Consider the following 14,854-nt stretch of genomic DNA (forward strand, 5'->3'; position numbering starts at 1 on the left):
CAGGACATCTGCCACACCGCATCCTTACCAGCGGGTAACATTGGTTGCGGTTCGTGGCACCCGTCCGGTGCTCCAAGTGCGGAACAGTGAGGCATTTCATGACTGAGCGTGTTGAGGTCGGCGGTCTGCAGGTCGCGAAGGTGCTCTACGACTTCGTGAACGAGGAGGCGCTGCCCGGGACCGGGGTGGACGCCGACGGGTTCTGGTCGGGTGCGGCCGCGGTGATCGACGAGCTGGCGCCGAAGAACAAGGCCCTGCTGTCCACCCGCGACGACCTGCAGGCCCGGATCGACGGCTGGCACCGCGACCGGACCGGGACGGCGATCGACCCGGCCGAGTACAAGGCGTTCCTGACCGAGATCGGGTACCTGGTGCCCGAACCGGCCCCCTTCGAGGTGTCCACGGCGAACGTGGACACCGAGATCACCGCCACCGCCGGCCCGCAGCTGGTGGTCCCGGTCCTCAACGCCCGCTTCGCGCTGAACGCCTCCAACGCCCGGTGGGGGTCGCTGTACGACGCCCTGTACGGCACCAACGCCATCCCCGACGACGGCGGCGCGGAGGCGGGCGCCACCTACAACAAGGTCCGCGGCGACCGGGTCATCGCCTGGGCCCGCACCTTCCTCGACACCGCCGCCCCCCTCGCGCAGGGGTCGCACGCCGACGCCGCCCGCTACACCGTCGACGGCACCGCCCTGACCGTGCAGCTCGCCGACGGCACCGTCACCGGGCTGGCGGAGCCGGGTAAGTTCGTCGGCTACCTCGGCGACCCGGCCGCCCCGACCAGTGTGCTGCTGCGCAATCACGGGTTGCACGCGGAAATCCAGATCGACCCCACCTCCCCGATCGGGTCCACCGACACCGCCGGGGTCAAGGACGTGGTGCTCGAGTCCGCGGTCACCACCATCATGGACTTCGAGGACTCCGTCGCCGCCGTCGACGCCGACGACAAGGTGATCGGCTACCGCAACTGGCTGGGCCTCAACCGCGGCGACCTGACCGAGGAGATGACCAAGGGCGGCACCGCGTTCACCCGCCGCCTCAACCCGGACCGCACCTACACCGCCCCGGACGGGTCCGAGCTCACCCTGCACGGGCGGTCGCTGCTGTTCGTCCGCAACGTCGGGCACCTGATGACCACCCCGGCGATCCTGCACGGCGACGGCACCGAAATCCCCGAGGGCATCCTCGACGCCCTGATCACCTCCCTGTGCGCCGTCCACGGACTCAGCACGGGCGAGGCGACGGGGCCGTTGGTCAACTCCCGCACCGGGTCGATCTACATCGTCAAACCCAAGCAGCACGGCCCCGACGAGGTCGCGTTCACCACCGAACTGTTCGGCCGCGTCGAGCAGGTCCTCGGGCTGCCCGCCAACACCCTCAAGGTCGGCATCATGGACGAGGAACGCCGCACCACCGTCAACCTCGCCGCCTGCATCAACGAAGCCCGGGAGCGGGTGGTGTTCATCAACACCGGGTTCCTCGACCGCACCGGCGACGAGATCCACACCTCGATGGAGGCCGGGCCGATGATCCGCAAGGCCGAGATGAAGAAGCAGACCTGGATCACCGCCTACGAGGACTGGAACGTCGATGTCGGGCTCGCCTGCGGGCTGCAGGGGCGGGCGCAGATCGGCAAGGGCATGTGGGCGATGACCGAGCTGATGGCCGAGATGCTCGACCAGAAGATCGGCCACCCCAAGGCCGGCGCGAACACCGCATGGGTGCCGTCCCCGACCGGGGCCACCCTGCACGCCACCCACTACCACCAGGTCGACGTCGTCGCCGTCCAAAACCAGCTGAAGGGCACCCGGCGGGCCACCCTCGACGAGATCCTCACCATCCCCCTCGCCCCCAGCACCGACTGGTCCGACGCCGAGAAGCAGGAAGAACTCGACAACAACTGCCAGTCCATCCTCGGCTACGTGGTCCGCTGGATCGACGCCGGCGTCGGCTGCTCCAAGGTCCCCGACATCCACGACGTCGCCCTGATGGAAGACCGCGCCACCCTCCGCATCTCCTCCCAGCTGCTGGCGAACTGGATCCGGCACGGCGTGGTCACCGCCGACCAGGTCGTGCAGTCACTGCAACGGATGGCCCCGATCGTGGACCGGCAGAACCAGAACGACCCCACCTACCGGCCCCTGGCCCCGGACTTCGACACCAACATCGCCTTCCAGGCCGCGAAGGAACTCATCCTCGACGGCACCACCCAACCCTCCGGCTACACCGAACCGATCCTGCACCGCCGCCGCCGCGAATACAAAGCAGCCAACGCCTGACCGGTAGTTTCCCCACGTGAGTGGCGAAGCGTCCCGCGGGACGCTTCGCCACTCACGTGTCAGGCCGGGGTGATCCTGCGCATCACTACACTGCGAGGGTCAACGTCGAACTCGTCGGACAGGGGCTGGATAGCACGTGGGGCAGCATCGCGGCGAATCGCGCGCCAGGGGTATCAGCAGGGGGCCTTTGATCGTGCTCGGTCTCGTCGTCGTGATCGCGGCGGGTGTGGTGGGCTGGTTCCAGTTGCGTGACCGGATTACCGATCAGGGCGTGGCTGCCGCGGGCGCCTGCGTCGAAGGCGAATCCGTGCTCGCGGTCGCGGCGGATCCGGACATCGCACCCCAGCTCCAGACTCTCGCCGACCATTTCACGGAGACTGCTCCGGTGATCCGCGATCAGTGCGTGTCGGTGACGGTCACTGCCGTCGCGTCCGACACCGTGCGCGACGCCTTGTCCGCGGGGCCGGACGGCCCGTGGGACGCAGCGGCACTCGGGCCTCGCCCCGCTCTGTGGATTCCGTCGAGCTCGCATTCCGTCAAGCAGCTGTCGGCGACCGGCGTCATCAGCGGCGAAGCGCGTCCCGTGGCGACCAGTCCCGTCGTGCTCGCGGTCCGGACGGCGTTCGCGAACGCGCCGGGCGAACCGGCGATCGACTGGAAGGACTTGCCGTCGCTGCAGACCGGCCGCGACTCCCTCGCGACTCTCGGCCTGCCGGGCTGGGGCAGCCTGGGCATGGCGCTCCCCGTCGGCCCCGGCGCCGAGAGCACGGAGACGGCAGTCGAATCGGTCGCAGCCGCGGTCACGGGAAGCCCCACGGGTCCGGTGACGGAGGAGCAGGCTCGTTCCGCTCCCGTCACGTCGGCACTCACCGGTCTGGCGCTCGGCTACGAGGCGTCGTCGGGGACGAAGCCCGCGACGACGCGGGAGGCGCTCACCGCGCTGGCCGAGCAGGGCGATCCTGCCACCTCCGGCATCCACGCGGTTGCGGCCACCGAACAGCAGGTCTACCAGGCCCTGCGCGACGCACCCGGAGCAGACATCACCACATCGATGCCGAAAGGCCCGACACCCGTGGCAGATCACCCGGCGGCCGTCCTCGCGGGCCCGTCCGTCGACGAGACGCAGAGCCGCGCCGCCGCACAGTTCGCGGAGTTCGTCCGTCGACCCGAACAGGCGCAGGTCTTGGCCGACGCCGGGTTCCGGGTCGAGGGACTGGCCCGGCCCGACGACACCGCGCTGGCCTTTCCCGGTTTCGAATCCACCCTCGTTCCCGCGGACGCGGCCGCTGCGGCCGAGCTGATGCAGGTGATCCGGAATCCGATCACCCCCCGCACCTCCACCGTCCTGCTCGACGTTTCCAGCTCGATGGGAGAGCGCGAGGGGACGGCGACGCGCCTGGCGAACACGACGGCAGCGCTCGCAGCCCACGTGGACCGTTCTCCGGACTCGTCGAACCTCGGGCTGTGGGAGTACAGCACGACGCTCGACGGGTCGCGGCCGTACACGACCGTGGTCGCGACCGGCCCCCTATCGGCGGGCGGTTTCACGGAGGGCACCCGCAGGCAGGCACTCGACGCCCGGCTCGCCGAGGCGACACCCGCTACCGGGTCCTCGACGTACACGTCGCTCGAAGCGGCGTACAAGAGCGCGGTCGACGGATACTCGCCGGGCCGGACCAACTCGGTGCTGCTCGTCACCGACGGCGCCAACGACGACTCCGTTGCGCGCGCGGATCTGCTGTCCGCTATCGCGGCGGCCTCGAGCACGTCGAAGCCGGTGCGCATCGACGTCGTGACGATCGGCGAGAACTCCGACCTCAACACGTTGCAGGCGTTGGCCGATCGCACCGGCGGGTCGCTGGAGAAGGTCGCGTCCTCGGACGGCGCGGCACTGCCGACCGCGATCAGTAAGCTGCTGTCGTGACGAGGCTCCTGGTCTTCGCGGTCTTCCTCGCACTCGTCACGTGGTGGCTCCATCGGCGACTCGTGCGGGCCACCGGGCTGGGCCGGCCCTGGTCGGTGGCCGTCGACGTGACCCTCGTGGTCCTGTGGGTTCTCGCGGTCATCGGCGTCGGCAGCGGCGAAGCCTTCGATCCGGGATGGGCGCGTCCCCCGGGGTGGGTGGGCTGGGTGTGGCTCGGCGCGATGTTCTATCTGGTGCTCGGGCTTCTCCTGGTCGCGTTGGTGTCGCTGCTGACGCGGCTGTTCGGCCGCCTGCGCGGCACCGGGAACGACGAACAGGTCGATCTGTCGCGGCGGCGAAGCCTGCGCATCGCCACCACCGTCGTCGTGGTGGGTGCCGTCGGCGCCGCCGGTTACGGGGTGTCGGAGGCCGCGCGGCCTCGGATCGTGCGGGTTCGGGTGCCGCTGAAGCGTCTGCCCGCCGAGTTCGACGGTGTGCGTGTGGCGCTCGTGTCCGACCTTCACGTCGGCCCGGCGCGAGGAGTGGATTTCACCCGGCGGGTCGTCGACCTGGTGAACGCGGAGCAGCCGGATCTCGTCGCGATCGCGGGCGATCTGGTCGACGGGACCGTCGCCAAGGTGTCGTCCGATCTGCAACCGCTCGGCGACCTCGAGGCCCCGCTCGGAGTGTTCGGTGTCAGCGGCAATCACGAGTTCTACGCCGACGACGGTGGCCGGTGGCTGGACGTGTGGGACCGGCTGGGCATCCGGACGCTACGCAACGAGCGCGCGACGATCACCCGGGGCGGCGCCACCCTCGACATCGCGGGCATCCACGACTATTCCTCGCCGACCCCGTACGAACCCGATCTTCCGGCCGCGCTCGCCGGACGCGACCCGTCGACGTTCGTCGTGCTGCTCGCGCACGAACCGCGGCAGGCACTCGAAGCGTCCGACCTCGGTGTCGACCTGCAACTGTCGGGGCACACGCACGGTGGGCAGATGTGGCCGCTGCGTTATCTGGTGCCGCTGCAGCAGCCGTCGGTGACGGGACTGGACCGCATCGGGAACACCATCCTCTACACGACACGCGGTGTAGGCACGTGGGGTCCGCCCGTGCGGGTGGGCGCCCCACCGGAGATCACGATCCTGGAGCTGGTGCGCGAGGACTGAGCGAGCGATGCCCGCCCCGCGTGAGCGGGACGGGCATCTGTGTCAGGCGCCTTCGAATGCGGAGATCGGCGGGCAGGAGCACACGAGGTTGCGGTCGCCGTGTGCACCGTCGATGCGCCGCACCGCCGGCCACACCTTCGGCCGTGCCTTGCCCCGGGGGAACACCGCCGTCTCACGGGTGTAGGGGTGGTTCCACTCCGCGACCAGGCAACCGGACGTGTGCGGGGCACCGCGCAGCGGGTTGTCGTCCACCGGCCACTCCCCCGCGCCCACGCGGTCGATCTCGGCGCGGATCGCGATCATCGCCTCGCAGAAGGCGTCGATCTCTTCGAGGTTCTCGCTCTCGGTGGGCTCCACCATGAGGGTGCCCGCCACCGGGAAGCTCATCGTCGGTGCGTGGAATCCGTAGTCGGCGAGGCGCTTTGCGACGTCGTCGACGGTCACACCGGTGTCCTTGGTGATCGGCCGGAGGTCGAGGATGCACTCGTGGGCCACCATTCCGCCCTCGCCGGTGTAGAGGACGGGGAAGTACTCGTCCAGGCGGCGCGCGATGTAGTTGGCCGAGGCGATGGCGGTCAGGCTTGCGCGGCGCAGCCCGACGGCGCCCATCATCCGGATGTACGCCCACGTGATCGGGAGGATCGACGCACTGCCGTAGGGGGCCGCGGAGATCGGTCCGGCCGTGCCGAGTTCCGGTGCGAGCGGATGCCCGGGCAGGAACGGCGTGAGGTGGGACCGCACACCGATCGGACCGACGCCGGGGCCACCGCCACCGTGCGGGATGCAGAACGTCTTGTGCAGGTTGAGGTGGCTCACGTCGCCGCCGAACCGGCCGGGACGGGCCAGGCCGACAAGGGCGTTGAGGTTGGCGCCGTCGACGTACACCTGGCCGCCGGCGTCGTGGACGGCGGCGCAGATGTCGGCGATCTCGTGCTCGTACACACCGTGTGTGGACGGGTAGGTGATCATGATCGCCGCGAGGCGCTCGGCATGGTCGGCGATCTTCGCGCGCAGATCGTCCAGGTCCACGTCACCGTTGGGGCGGCACGCCACGACCTCGACGCGCATCCCGGCCATGACCGCGGATGCGGCGTTGGTGCCGTGGGCGCTCGACGGGATGAGGCAGGTGTCGCGGTGGTCGTCTCCGCGGCTGAGGTGGTAGTTGCGGATCGCGAGCAGCCCCGCGTACTCGCCCTGGCTACCGGCATTCGGCTGCAGGCTGACTGCGTCGTAGCCGGTGACGGCCACGAGCCAGTTCTCGAGGTCCTTGATGATGCGGAGAATTCCCGGTGTGTCCCCGGTCGGCGCGAACGGGTGCAGTCCGGCGAACGCGGGCCAGGTGATCGCTTCCATCTCGGCGGTGGCATTGAGCTTCATCGTGCAGGAACCGAGTGGGATCATGCTTCGGTCGAGTGCGATGTCCTTGTCGGACAACGCCCGCAGGTAGCGCAGCATCGCCGTCTCGGTGCGATACCGGGTGAAGGCCTCGTGCTGCAGGTAGTCGGATCCGCGGAGCTGCGCGTCGGGGACGGACGTGCCCACCTCCTCGGTCACGGCGCCTTCGCCACCGAACGCCGCCAGAACCTGGGTGACGTCGTCGGCGGTGGTGGCCTCGTCGCACGCGATGGCGACGTGATCGGCGTCGACGAGCCGCAGGTTGATGCCGGCGTCCTTCGCCTTCGCCACCACGTCCGCGGCTCGGCCGTCCACTCGAACGAGGATCGTGTCGAAGTAGTGTTCGTGGACGACGACGGCCCCGGTCTTGCGGAGCGCGGCGGCCAGCGAGTGCGCCGTGTTCGCCACGCGCAGGGCGATCGCCTTCAAGCCCTCGGCGCCGTGGTAGCTGGCGTACATGGCCGCCAGAATCGCCAGCAGCACCTGAGCGGTGCAGATGTTCGACGTCGCCTTCTCGCGGCGAATGTGCTGCTCGCGGGTCTGCAGCGCCAGCCGGTACGCCTTGTCGCCGTCGGCGTCGACGGAGACGCCCACCAGACGGCCGGGGAGCTGACGTGCGTGCTTGGTGTGCACGGCGAGGTAGCCGGCGTGCGGGCCACCGAAGCCCATGGGGACACCGAACCGCTGGGTGGTGCCGAAGCAGGCGTCGGCCCCGATCTCGCCGGGCGGGGTGAGGAGGGTGAGTGCCAGCAGATCCGCCCCGACCGCGACCAGTGCGCCGCGCTCGTGGGCGGCGGCGATCACGTCGGTGTAGTCGACGATACGGCCGGACCCGCCGGGCATCTGGGCGAGGACGCCGAAGAAGTCACCGTCCGGAAGGCCGACGGACAGGTCGGCCACGACGATCTCGATGCCGAGCGGCTCGGCCCGGGTCTCGACGACGGCCAGCGTCTGCGGGAACAGGTCGGCGTCGACGACGAACCGCGGGGACTTGCTCTTGCTCGCCCGGCGCAACAGCGTCATCGCCTCGGCGGCGGCGGTGGCCTCATCGAGCATCGACGAGTTGGCGACCTCCATGCCGGTCAGGTCGGCGACCATCGTCTGGAAGTTGAGGAGCGCTTCGAGCCGGCCCTGGCTGATCTCGGGCTGGTACGGCGTGTAGGCCGTGTACCAGGCCGGGTTCTCGATGATGTTCCGGATCAGGACCGGCGGGGTGAGGGTGTCGTAGTAGCCGAGACCGATCATGGACGTCGCCACGGTGTTCTGCGCGGCGAGTGTGGACAGTTCGGACAGCGCTTCGTGCTCGGACACCGGCGCGGGCAGTGCGTCGAGGCCGTCGGCGATGCCGGCCGTGACCCCGTCCAGGATGACGGCGGGGACGGCCTTCGACGCGAGGTCGTCGAGCGAATCGGCTCCGACCAGTTCGAGAATGTGCGCGAGTTCCGCAGCGTTCGGGCCGACATGACGATCGGCGAATGTACGGCTTCCAGCGTCGATCACGACAACTCCCAAGCAGTTCGGAGGATCAGGACACGCCCCGCGCAGCGGAACGTCCCTCCCCCTCTGTCGCCTGCTCGAGTCGAGCGCCTGAGAGATTCGGTACCGTCGTTCGCGGTTGAAGACGGCCCTTTCCCCGTGGGCGGGTGGGTGCTCCCACCGCTTTCCAGAGACGTCGGAGCCCGCACGGTCCTGTCTGCCTGAGAGATTGACGGGGAGGTGTTGCTCCTTCGGCGCCCGAACTCCTGCACACACGATGTTTCTGTGCTTGCAGTGCCCGGAACTCTCCCGCACGGCGTCGACGCACCGCCAGTCTATGTCACGGCTGCGGATGGCGGCGCAGGCAGCGCCGCGCTCCGATGGAGGCGGGCTAGCCCGTCTTGCGGCTCGCGCGGTTCTTGCGCCGCGACGCCAGTTCGTCCTCGGGGCTCTGCTCGCTCGCGCCGCCATCGGCGCGCTCGGCCGGGAAATCGGCGATGGTGCCGGTCAGTTCGCGCATCGCACCGCTCACCGCGATACCGAAGACGCCCTGCCCGCCCTGGAGCAGATCGACGACCTCTTCGGGGGACGTGCACTCGTAGACCGTGGTCCCGTCCGAGAATAGTGTGATCTTCGCCAAGTCCCGCACTCCGCGCTTACGGAGGTGGTCGACGGCCACGCGGATGTTCTGCAAGGATATTCCGGTGTCGAGCAGACGCTTGACGATCTTGAGGACGAGGATGTCTTTGAACGAGTACAGCCGTTGGCTGCCCGAACCTGCTGCGCCACGAATGGACGGCACGACGAGCGAAGTGCGAGCCCAGTAATCGAGCTGGCGGTAGGTGATTCCCGCGATCTGGCAGGCGATGGGGACGCGGTATCCGACGAGGTCGTCGGGCACGGAATCGTCCGGGAAGAGGCCCGGTTGGATCTCCTCGGAGCTGAATTCGGACTCGGCAACGTTGTCGCCGGGCGCAAGATTCAGCGCATTCTCCTGCGGCCGATCTCCCACTGACTACTCCCTCTCGCATGTTGCACTGAACCCGACGATCAGTGCGCCTGTGACGCGCGTCGCCAGTGCCCGCGGCACAGCCACAGCACATCGAGCGGCGCAAGCGCCACCAGTGACATCGAGCAAGCCCGTACCCTGAACCTACTCAGCGTACGCCCGATAGAATCTGCAGGGCAGAAAATCACTGCACTGAACGCTATGACTCCGAAGAGACGGGGTCAACGCAACGCGCCGGAGGAACCTCAACCGTTACTCCGCGCCCGAGGCTTTTCCGAGGGTGCAACCTAGCCGTCGGTGGCCTTGAAATCGTCCGGCGACACGGACTCGAGGAATTCCTTGAACTTCTCGACCTCGTCCTCGCGCTCGTCGGGCATGACCAGACCGGCCTCCGTGAGCACCGATTCCTCGGCGAAGATCGGCACCCCGATCCGCAGTGCGATGGCGATGGAGTCGGACGGGCGGGCCGAGACGCGGGTGTTCTGGTCGAACACGAGGTCGGCATAGAACGTGCCCTCGCGCAGGTCCACGATGCGAACTTCCTTTAAGGTGCGACCGAAGGCTTCGATCAGGTTCTTGATGAGATCGTGGGTCAATGGACGCGCCGGCTCGACGCCCTGCTGTTCGAGTGCGATCGCGGTGGCCTCGGTCTGGCCGATCCAGATGGGCAGGTACCGCTCGCCGTCGGTTTCACGCAACAGCAGAACAGGTTGACTTTGGGGTTGCTCGACACGAACTCCGATCACGTGCATTTCGCTCATCGCGTCTGCCTCCACCCTGCAATGGTCCGTCCGCGGCACACAATGCCGTACCAGGATTCTATTCGATTCGTGTCTGCTCTTCGACCGTACAGCCGTTCGAGCGCAGCGTCGTTGGGAAGTGGGGACGGTCGGCGAGTTCACCTCACCGATCGAGCGCACCCCGGACTGCCGACTTCACCAGGCAGGTGTGCAACGTCAGAGACAAGGCGGCCAGTTCGCGCACCATCTCCTCGGCGCGATCACGTGCGCCGGCGTCGCGGCCCTTGGCGACGGGCCCGGCGATCTGCGCGACCAGCCCGGCCTCGCGGTCGGCCGCCAGCTTGAACGCCCTCAGGTGCCGCACTTCGAGTCCGAACTCGGACATCGCCCTCGCGGTGCGCGCCAGTGTCACCGCGTCTTCGTCGAAGAACCCTGCCGGCCCGGGAACGACCAGGCCTCCGCGGGTCAGTTCGCCGAGGAACTTGTCGTCGATCCCCGCCCGGGCGATCAGATCGTCGCGGCTGATCCGCACCTCGCGGTCGGTGAGGAACTCCTCCGGGGACACCTCGCCCGGGGCCACCGTGAGCGTGCGCGGCCGGCGCGGCGAAGAATCGCCTGCGCCGACCGTGGCCACACCTCTGTCGATGGCCTCGAGCTGCTCCTTGATGACCTTCAGCGGCAGATACTGATCCCGCTGCGCAGTGAGGACATAGCGCAGACGTTCACAGTCGGCGATCGAGAATCGCCGATACCCCGACGGAGTGCGCTGGGGGCTGATGAGACCCTCGGCTTCGAGGAATCGGATCTTCGAGATCGTCACATCAGGAAAATCGGGGCGGAGTCGATCCAGCACGGAGCCGATCGACATCCCCGATTGCGCCTGCTGCTGCCGCACCGCGGTCATTGGCTACCCGCACCAGCTGACGTCTCACCGATCTGCGAGCCACCGGCAGTGGTCCGGGGTCCGGTCAGGAAGACCAGTCGGAACTTGCCGATCTGGACCTCGTCACCGTTCGCCAGGACGGCCGAGTCGACCGGTTCCCGGTTGACGTAGGTGCCGTTGAGGCTGCCGACGTCGACCACCTGGAACTCGTCGTCCTCCTGACGGAACTCCGCATGACGACGGCTGACGGTCACGTCGTCGAGGAAGATGTCGCTGTCGGGATGCCGTCCCGCGGACGTCGTCGGCTGGTCGAGCAGGAAGCGCGACCCTGCGTTCGGTCCACGCTTGACGACGAGCAGAGCAGAGCCCGCGGGCAGTCCCTCCACACCCGACACCGGAGCTTCCGGAGCCTGGGTTGCCGAGGAGTTGTCGAGCTCATTGAGAAAGTCCGCGCGGAAGACCGACGTGGTTTCCGCCGGCGTCTCCCCATAGACCGCGTCGTTGCCGTTCTCGCTCACCGTTTCTCCTCCTAGTTCGATCATCCAGCAAGATTCGCTGGACTACGCAATGCCACTCGGTACTACATAATTCGGTTCCCGTGCACATTAACTTCTGTGCAAACTCCCACGATCACATTTCAAACTACGGACCTGCGCCCCGACACGGCACATGCGTTCAACATCGACCGTACCCTGCGCACGCCGGTGCGTGTAGTGAGACAGGCCGCCAGCACATTACGAACCGGTATTCCGACAGCGGATTTTTCCGGCAACCCGGTTTTCCGGGCTGTCGGCACCTTCCGAACTTATCCGATTACCGCTTCGCGTGTTCTCGGGAAATTATCCTGCCGTGATGTCTGCATAGCCGGCGGCGTCCAGCATTTCGGCCAGTGCCGCGTCGAGGGTCGCCTCGTCGTCGACACCGAGGTCCACCAGCCACCCCTGCCCGTAGGGCGCGGAGTTCACAAGTTCCGGGTTGCCGTCCAGATCGGCATTGGCGGCAACGACTTTCGCCGTCAGCGGGGCGAAGATGTCGGAGACGCTCTTGGTGGATTCCACCTCGCCGAACGATTCGCCCGCCGTCACGGCCTCGTCGACCGCCGGAAGCTGGACGAACACGACGTCGCCGAGCTGGGACTGCGCGAAATCGGTGATGCCGACGCGTACCGTCGTGGGCCCCGTCCGCTCGACCCACTCGTGTTCGGCGGTGTACCGACGATCGGCGGGGATTTCGAGCTCACTCACAGTGGCTTCCTTTCGATGGCAATCCGCGGGCGGATGCGAAGATCAATTTCCGGGCTGAGCGTATTGGCGAGGTTTCGCCTCCCGCAAGGCGGAGATCGTGACCTGCTGCGATTGTTCGATCGTCAGCTGTCCGCCGCTGCGCGCGACCGTGTCGACCACCCCGCCGGGAATGTTCAGGGCCGCCGCCAGAGTCGGCGGATCACCGATGGCGACCACCCCGTAGGGGGCGTTCACCTTCCGGCCGTCCACCGACACGCCGCCGGCCGAACCGGACACCCAGGAGTCGACGCCGATCCGGATGGGCGGGCCGTCCGCACCCTGGATCTGGACGGCTTCGGCACCGGCGGCACGCAATTCCTGCACGAGGTCGAGCAGGACCTCGGAGCCGACTCCCTTGTTGGGGTCGGTGATGCGCATCGTCACCCCGGGGCCGGTGGCCGGTGCGCTGCCGACCTGGATCGACAGCGCCGTCAACCGGGCCTGCGCCTCGTCGAGTGCCGCCCCGGAACTGCCGCTCTGTTGCAACGTTGCCAAGGTCTGTTCCAGCGATGCGATCTCCTGCCGCAGGGCCGCCTCCCGCTGGTTCAGCGTGTCCAGGACGACCAGGAGATCGGCCGGGCTCGCCGAGTCGAGGGTGTCGCCGGACCCGGTGTTCTTCACCTGCGTGACGATCGCGATTCCCAGCCCACCGAGCAGGAGCGCGGCCAGCAGCGCAAAGACGACGTGCGATCGCTGCGACGTCGCCGGTTCGTTCCCGTGCAGTTCGTGTCTGCCCTCGTGTCCGCTCACGCCGCGATCACGCCCCGAACAGACGTCGCCGGAGCGCGGCCGCGTTGCCGAAGATGCGGATTCCGAGCACGACGACGATCGCGGTGGACAGCTGGGTTCCCACACCGAGTTGGTCACCGAGCCACACGATCAGGGCGGCCACCAGGACGTTGAACACGAACGAGACGACGAACACCTTCGAGTCGAAGATCTCGTCGAGGTACGCGCGCAGTCCGCCGAACACCGCGTCGAGCGCGGCGACGACGGCGATGGGCAGGTAGGGCTGCACGGCGTCGGGCACTTGCGGGCTGAACACCACTCCCAGCACGATGCCCACGATCAGGGCGAGCACCCCGTAGATCGCGGATCCGCCCTTCAGTGCTGCCTTCATTCGTGTGACGCCTCCATTCGACTCCGCCGTTGTCATCGTGTTCCCACTTCCCTGGCTGCCCGCACTTCCCGCGCCGGGGCGGCCGGCAAGTGGAGATCGTCGGCCTCCGCCACCGCGAAGCCGATGCCGTACAACTGCGCCACGCTGGACATCCGCAGATAGGCGTCGCTCACCACGAATCCGGTCTGCATCGGCCCCTGCGGGCCGATCGCCGAGACCACGTACGGCGAGAACACCGGCTGATTGTCCACGAGCATCGCGCCACCCGCCTGGCGGATCGTCACCGACGGGCCGATCCGCACGTCGCCGACCGCGATGGCCTCGGCGCCGCTCGCCCACAGCGAATTGACCACCGACTGGAGGTCGCGGTCGAGCACCACGGCCTTCCCCCCGACACTGCGCTGGGACGAGTCGGACAGGTTGGGCTTGGCCGCGGGGTCCGTCAACGTCACGGTCAGGCCGGGACCGTGCACGGCCTCGACTCCGGCGTCCCCCTCGAGGCCGCGAAGCTCGTCGAGCAGTGCCGCACCTCGGGCGTCACCGGCCAGCGCGGTGGCGCGCGCGTCGTCGGTCTGTGTCGACAGCGTGTCCCGGGTTGCGGCGAGGGCGCCCGCCCGATCCTGGGCGTCCTGCACCTTGCTCAGCAGTTCGGTCCGCACCTGCTCGGTGCCGGGGATGCGTTCGGTGGCCTGCCGGTAGGCGACCGACAGCACCAGCCCGACGAGCAGCGCGCCGATCGCGATCCACACCTGCTGACCGACCCGCGTCTGTCGTGAATGTCCCTGCTCACGATCGTCGGCCGCACCCTCGTACCCGGGGTCCAGGTGGTCGTTCATCAGGGACCGCAGCAGGGACGGCACCGGATTCCTGCGAATGCCGGAATCTGTCCGTTTCATCACTGGACCTCGCGTTCCTCGCCGCCCGGTCCTCGCACGGGAACGGTGCGCGCGACGGTCAGCGCGTTCACGGTGTAGAGCAGCCCGGTCCACACGTAGAGCACCGTGCCCCAGATCAGGAGCGCGGCGCCGAGCGGCTGCGCCACGGTCGCGATGCACCAGTCGCCGTGCGCCGCGAGGGTCATCGGCAGCGCGAACATCAGCAGGAACGTGGCACCCTTGCCGAGGTACATCACGTCGGGGGGAGGGAGACCGCGCCGTCGGTAGATGACCAGCGTGAGCGCGAGAACGGCGTCGCGGCCGATCAGGATCGCCGCCACCCACCACGGGATGAATCCGCGCAGGACGAACGTCACCAGCGTCGTGACGACGTAGAGGCGATCGACGAAGGGGTCGAGCAGCGCACCCAGCTTCGACGACTGGTCGAGGATCCGCGCCAGCTTGCCGTCGAGCCAGTCGGTGAAGCCGCTGATCATGAGGATCGCGAGTGCCCACCCGTCGGAGTGGGTGACGAGCAGCAGGTACACGAACAGCGGCACGCCGAGGAGTCGAACCACGCTCAGGAGGTTCGGGACGGTCACGATCCGGTCCGACCGCGCAGTGTCCCGGTCCACCGAATTCACCAAAATCTCCCCAGCGTCGAGTGCGGACCTGTTTTCGGGCGCTCGTCGCACCGCTCTCGCCACTCTTCCACA

13 protein-coding genes and 1 riboswitch are annotated in these 14,854 nt (G+C 68.2%); of the genes, 3 read left to right on the forward strand and 10 right to left on the reverse strand.

Translation table 11 applies throughout. From position 1 onward, the window contains the following. The first annotated feature begins 98 nt into the window (after window positions 1–98). The 3 genes from PSR88_RS04565 (at window position 99) to PSR88_RS04575 (ending at window position 5,357) form a co-directional block, all read left to right on the forward strand. Window positions 99–2,282, forward strand: coding sequence for a malate synthase G (locus tag PSR88_RS04565; RefSeq protein ID WP_342338061.1), 2,184 nt, complete (start codon window positions 99–101; stop codon window positions 2,280–2,282). A 193-nt stretch (window positions 2,283–2,475) separates the two neighbouring features. After that, window positions 2,476–4,206 carry a substrate-binding domain-containing protein gene (locus PSR88_RS04570; RefSeq protein WP_237723879.1) on the forward strand — a complete coding sequence of 577 codons (1,731 nt, stop codon included), beginning with the start codon at window positions 2,476–2,478 and terminating at the stop codon, window positions 4,204–4,206. After that, window positions 4,203–5,357, forward strand: a complete 1,155-nt coding sequence (locus tag PSR88_RS04575) for a metallophosphoesterase (RefSeq protein ID WP_016880779.1) — start codon at window positions 4,203–4,205, stop codon at window positions 5,355–5,357. Before PSR88_RS04570 ends, PSR88_RS04575 begins: the two co-directional genes overlap by 4 nt. 42 nt (window positions 5,358–5,399) lie before the next feature. Here the strand turns inward: PSR88_RS04575 and gcvP are convergent, their stop codons facing one another. The 10 genes from gcvP to PSR88_RS04625 all read right to left on the reverse strand — a co-directional run bounded on the left by gcvP (window position 5,400) and on the right by PSR88_RS04625 (window position 14,782). Then, window positions 5,400–8,252: an aminomethyl-transferring glycine dehydrogenase gene (gene gcvP / locus PSR88_RS04580; protein ID WP_016880780.1), complete on the reverse strand. Its 2,853-nt coding sequence runs from the start codon at window positions 8,250–8,252 to the stop codon at window positions 5,400–5,402. Window positions 8,253–8,426: 174 nt separating this feature from the next. Then, window positions 8,427–8,550: riboswitch (glycine riboswitch) on the reverse strand. A 69-nt stretch (window positions 8,551–8,619) separates the two neighbouring features. After that, a complete protein-coding gene (locus tag PSR88_RS04585; protein ID WP_005243116.1) occupies window positions 8,620–9,240 on the reverse strand; it encodes a MerR family transcriptional regulator in 621 nt (206 codons plus the stop codon). Between the two features lie 284 nt (window positions 9,241–9,524). Further along, on the reverse strand, window positions 9,525–9,998 hold the full coding sequence (locus PSR88_RS04590; RefSeq protein WP_011594116.1) for a bifunctional nuclease family protein: 474 nt from the start codon (window positions 9,996–9,998) through the stop codon (window positions 9,525–9,527). A 142-nt stretch (window positions 9,999–10,140) separates the two neighbouring features. Next, window positions 10,141–10,881: a MerR family transcriptional regulator gene (locus PSR88_RS04595; protein ID WP_009473578.1), complete on the reverse strand. Its 741-nt coding sequence runs from the start codon at window positions 10,879–10,881 to the stop codon at window positions 10,141–10,143. Continuing rightward, complete coding sequence (gene garA, locus PSR88_RS04600; protein ID WP_009473579.1) at window positions 10,878–11,378, reverse strand: glycogen accumulation regulator GarA; 501 nt, start codon at window positions 11,376–11,378, stop codon at window positions 10,878–10,880. The genes PSR88_RS04595 and garA overlap by 4 nt, the downstream gene beginning before the upstream one ends. 321 nt (window positions 11,379–11,699) lie before the next feature. Continuing rightward, window positions 11,700–12,104, reverse strand: a complete 405-nt coding sequence (gene gcvH / locus PSR88_RS04605) for a glycine cleavage system protein GcvH (RefSeq protein ID WP_005562897.1) — start codon at window positions 12,102–12,104, stop codon at window positions 11,700–11,702. A gap of 42 nt (window positions 12,105–12,146) precedes the next feature. Next, window positions 12,147–12,893 (reverse strand): DUF881 domain-containing protein, encoded by a 747-nt coding sequence (locus PSR88_RS04610; protein WP_005264198.1) that lies wholly within the window; start codon window positions 12,891–12,893, stop codon window positions 12,147–12,149. A 7-nt stretch (window positions 12,894–12,900) separates the two neighbouring features. Then, window positions 12,901–13,263, reverse strand: coding sequence for a small basic family protein (locus tag PSR88_RS04615; protein WP_005264197.1), 363 nt, complete (start codon window positions 13,261–13,263; stop codon window positions 12,901–12,903). A gap of 32 nt (window positions 13,264–13,295) precedes the next feature. After that, the gene (locus tag PSR88_RS04620; protein WP_011594118.1) at window positions 13,296–14,159 is read right to left on the reverse strand and encodes a DUF881 domain-containing protein; all 864 of its coding nucleotides are present in this window, start codon (window positions 14,157–14,159) and stop codon (window positions 13,296–13,298) included. Beyond that, a complete protein-coding gene (locus tag PSR88_RS04625; protein ID WP_016880781.1) occupies window positions 14,159–14,782 on the reverse strand; it encodes a CDP-alcohol phosphatidyltransferase family protein in 624 nt (207 codons plus the stop codon). The genes PSR88_RS04620 and PSR88_RS04625 overlap by 1 nt, the downstream gene beginning before the upstream one ends. Window positions 14,783–14,854: the final 72 nt, after the last annotated feature.

Source organism: Rhodococcus sp. DK176, assembly GCF_038447315.2.
In the GTDB taxonomy this organism is placed as follows: Bacteria; Actinomycetota; Actinomycetes; order Mycobacteriales; family Mycobacteriaceae; genus Rhodococcus_F; species Rhodococcus_F jostii_A.

Excerpts from the sequence above, each read along its gene's own strand:
- PSR88_RS04615 (WP_005264197.1), bottom strand. The coding sequence starts at position 13,263 with ATGAAGGCAGCACTGAAGGGCGGATCCGCGATCTACGGGGTGCTCGCC.
- PSR88_RS04565 (WP_342338061.1), top strand. The coding sequence starts at position 99 with ATGACTGAGCGTGTTGAGGTCGGCGGTCTGCAGGTCGCGAAGGTGCTC.
- PSR88_RS04595 (WP_009473578.1), bottom strand. The coding sequence starts at position 10,881 with ATGACCGCGGTGCGGCAGCAGCAGGCGCAATCGGGGATGTCGATCGGC.
- PSR88_RS04620 (WP_011594118.1), bottom strand. The coding sequence starts at position 14,159 with ATGAAACGGACAGATTCCGGCATTCGCAGGAATCCGGTGCCGTCCCTG.
- PSR88_RS04590 (WP_011594116.1), bottom strand. The coding sequence starts at position 9,998 with ATGAGCGAAATGCACGTGATCGGAGTTCGTGTCGAGCAACCCCAAAGT.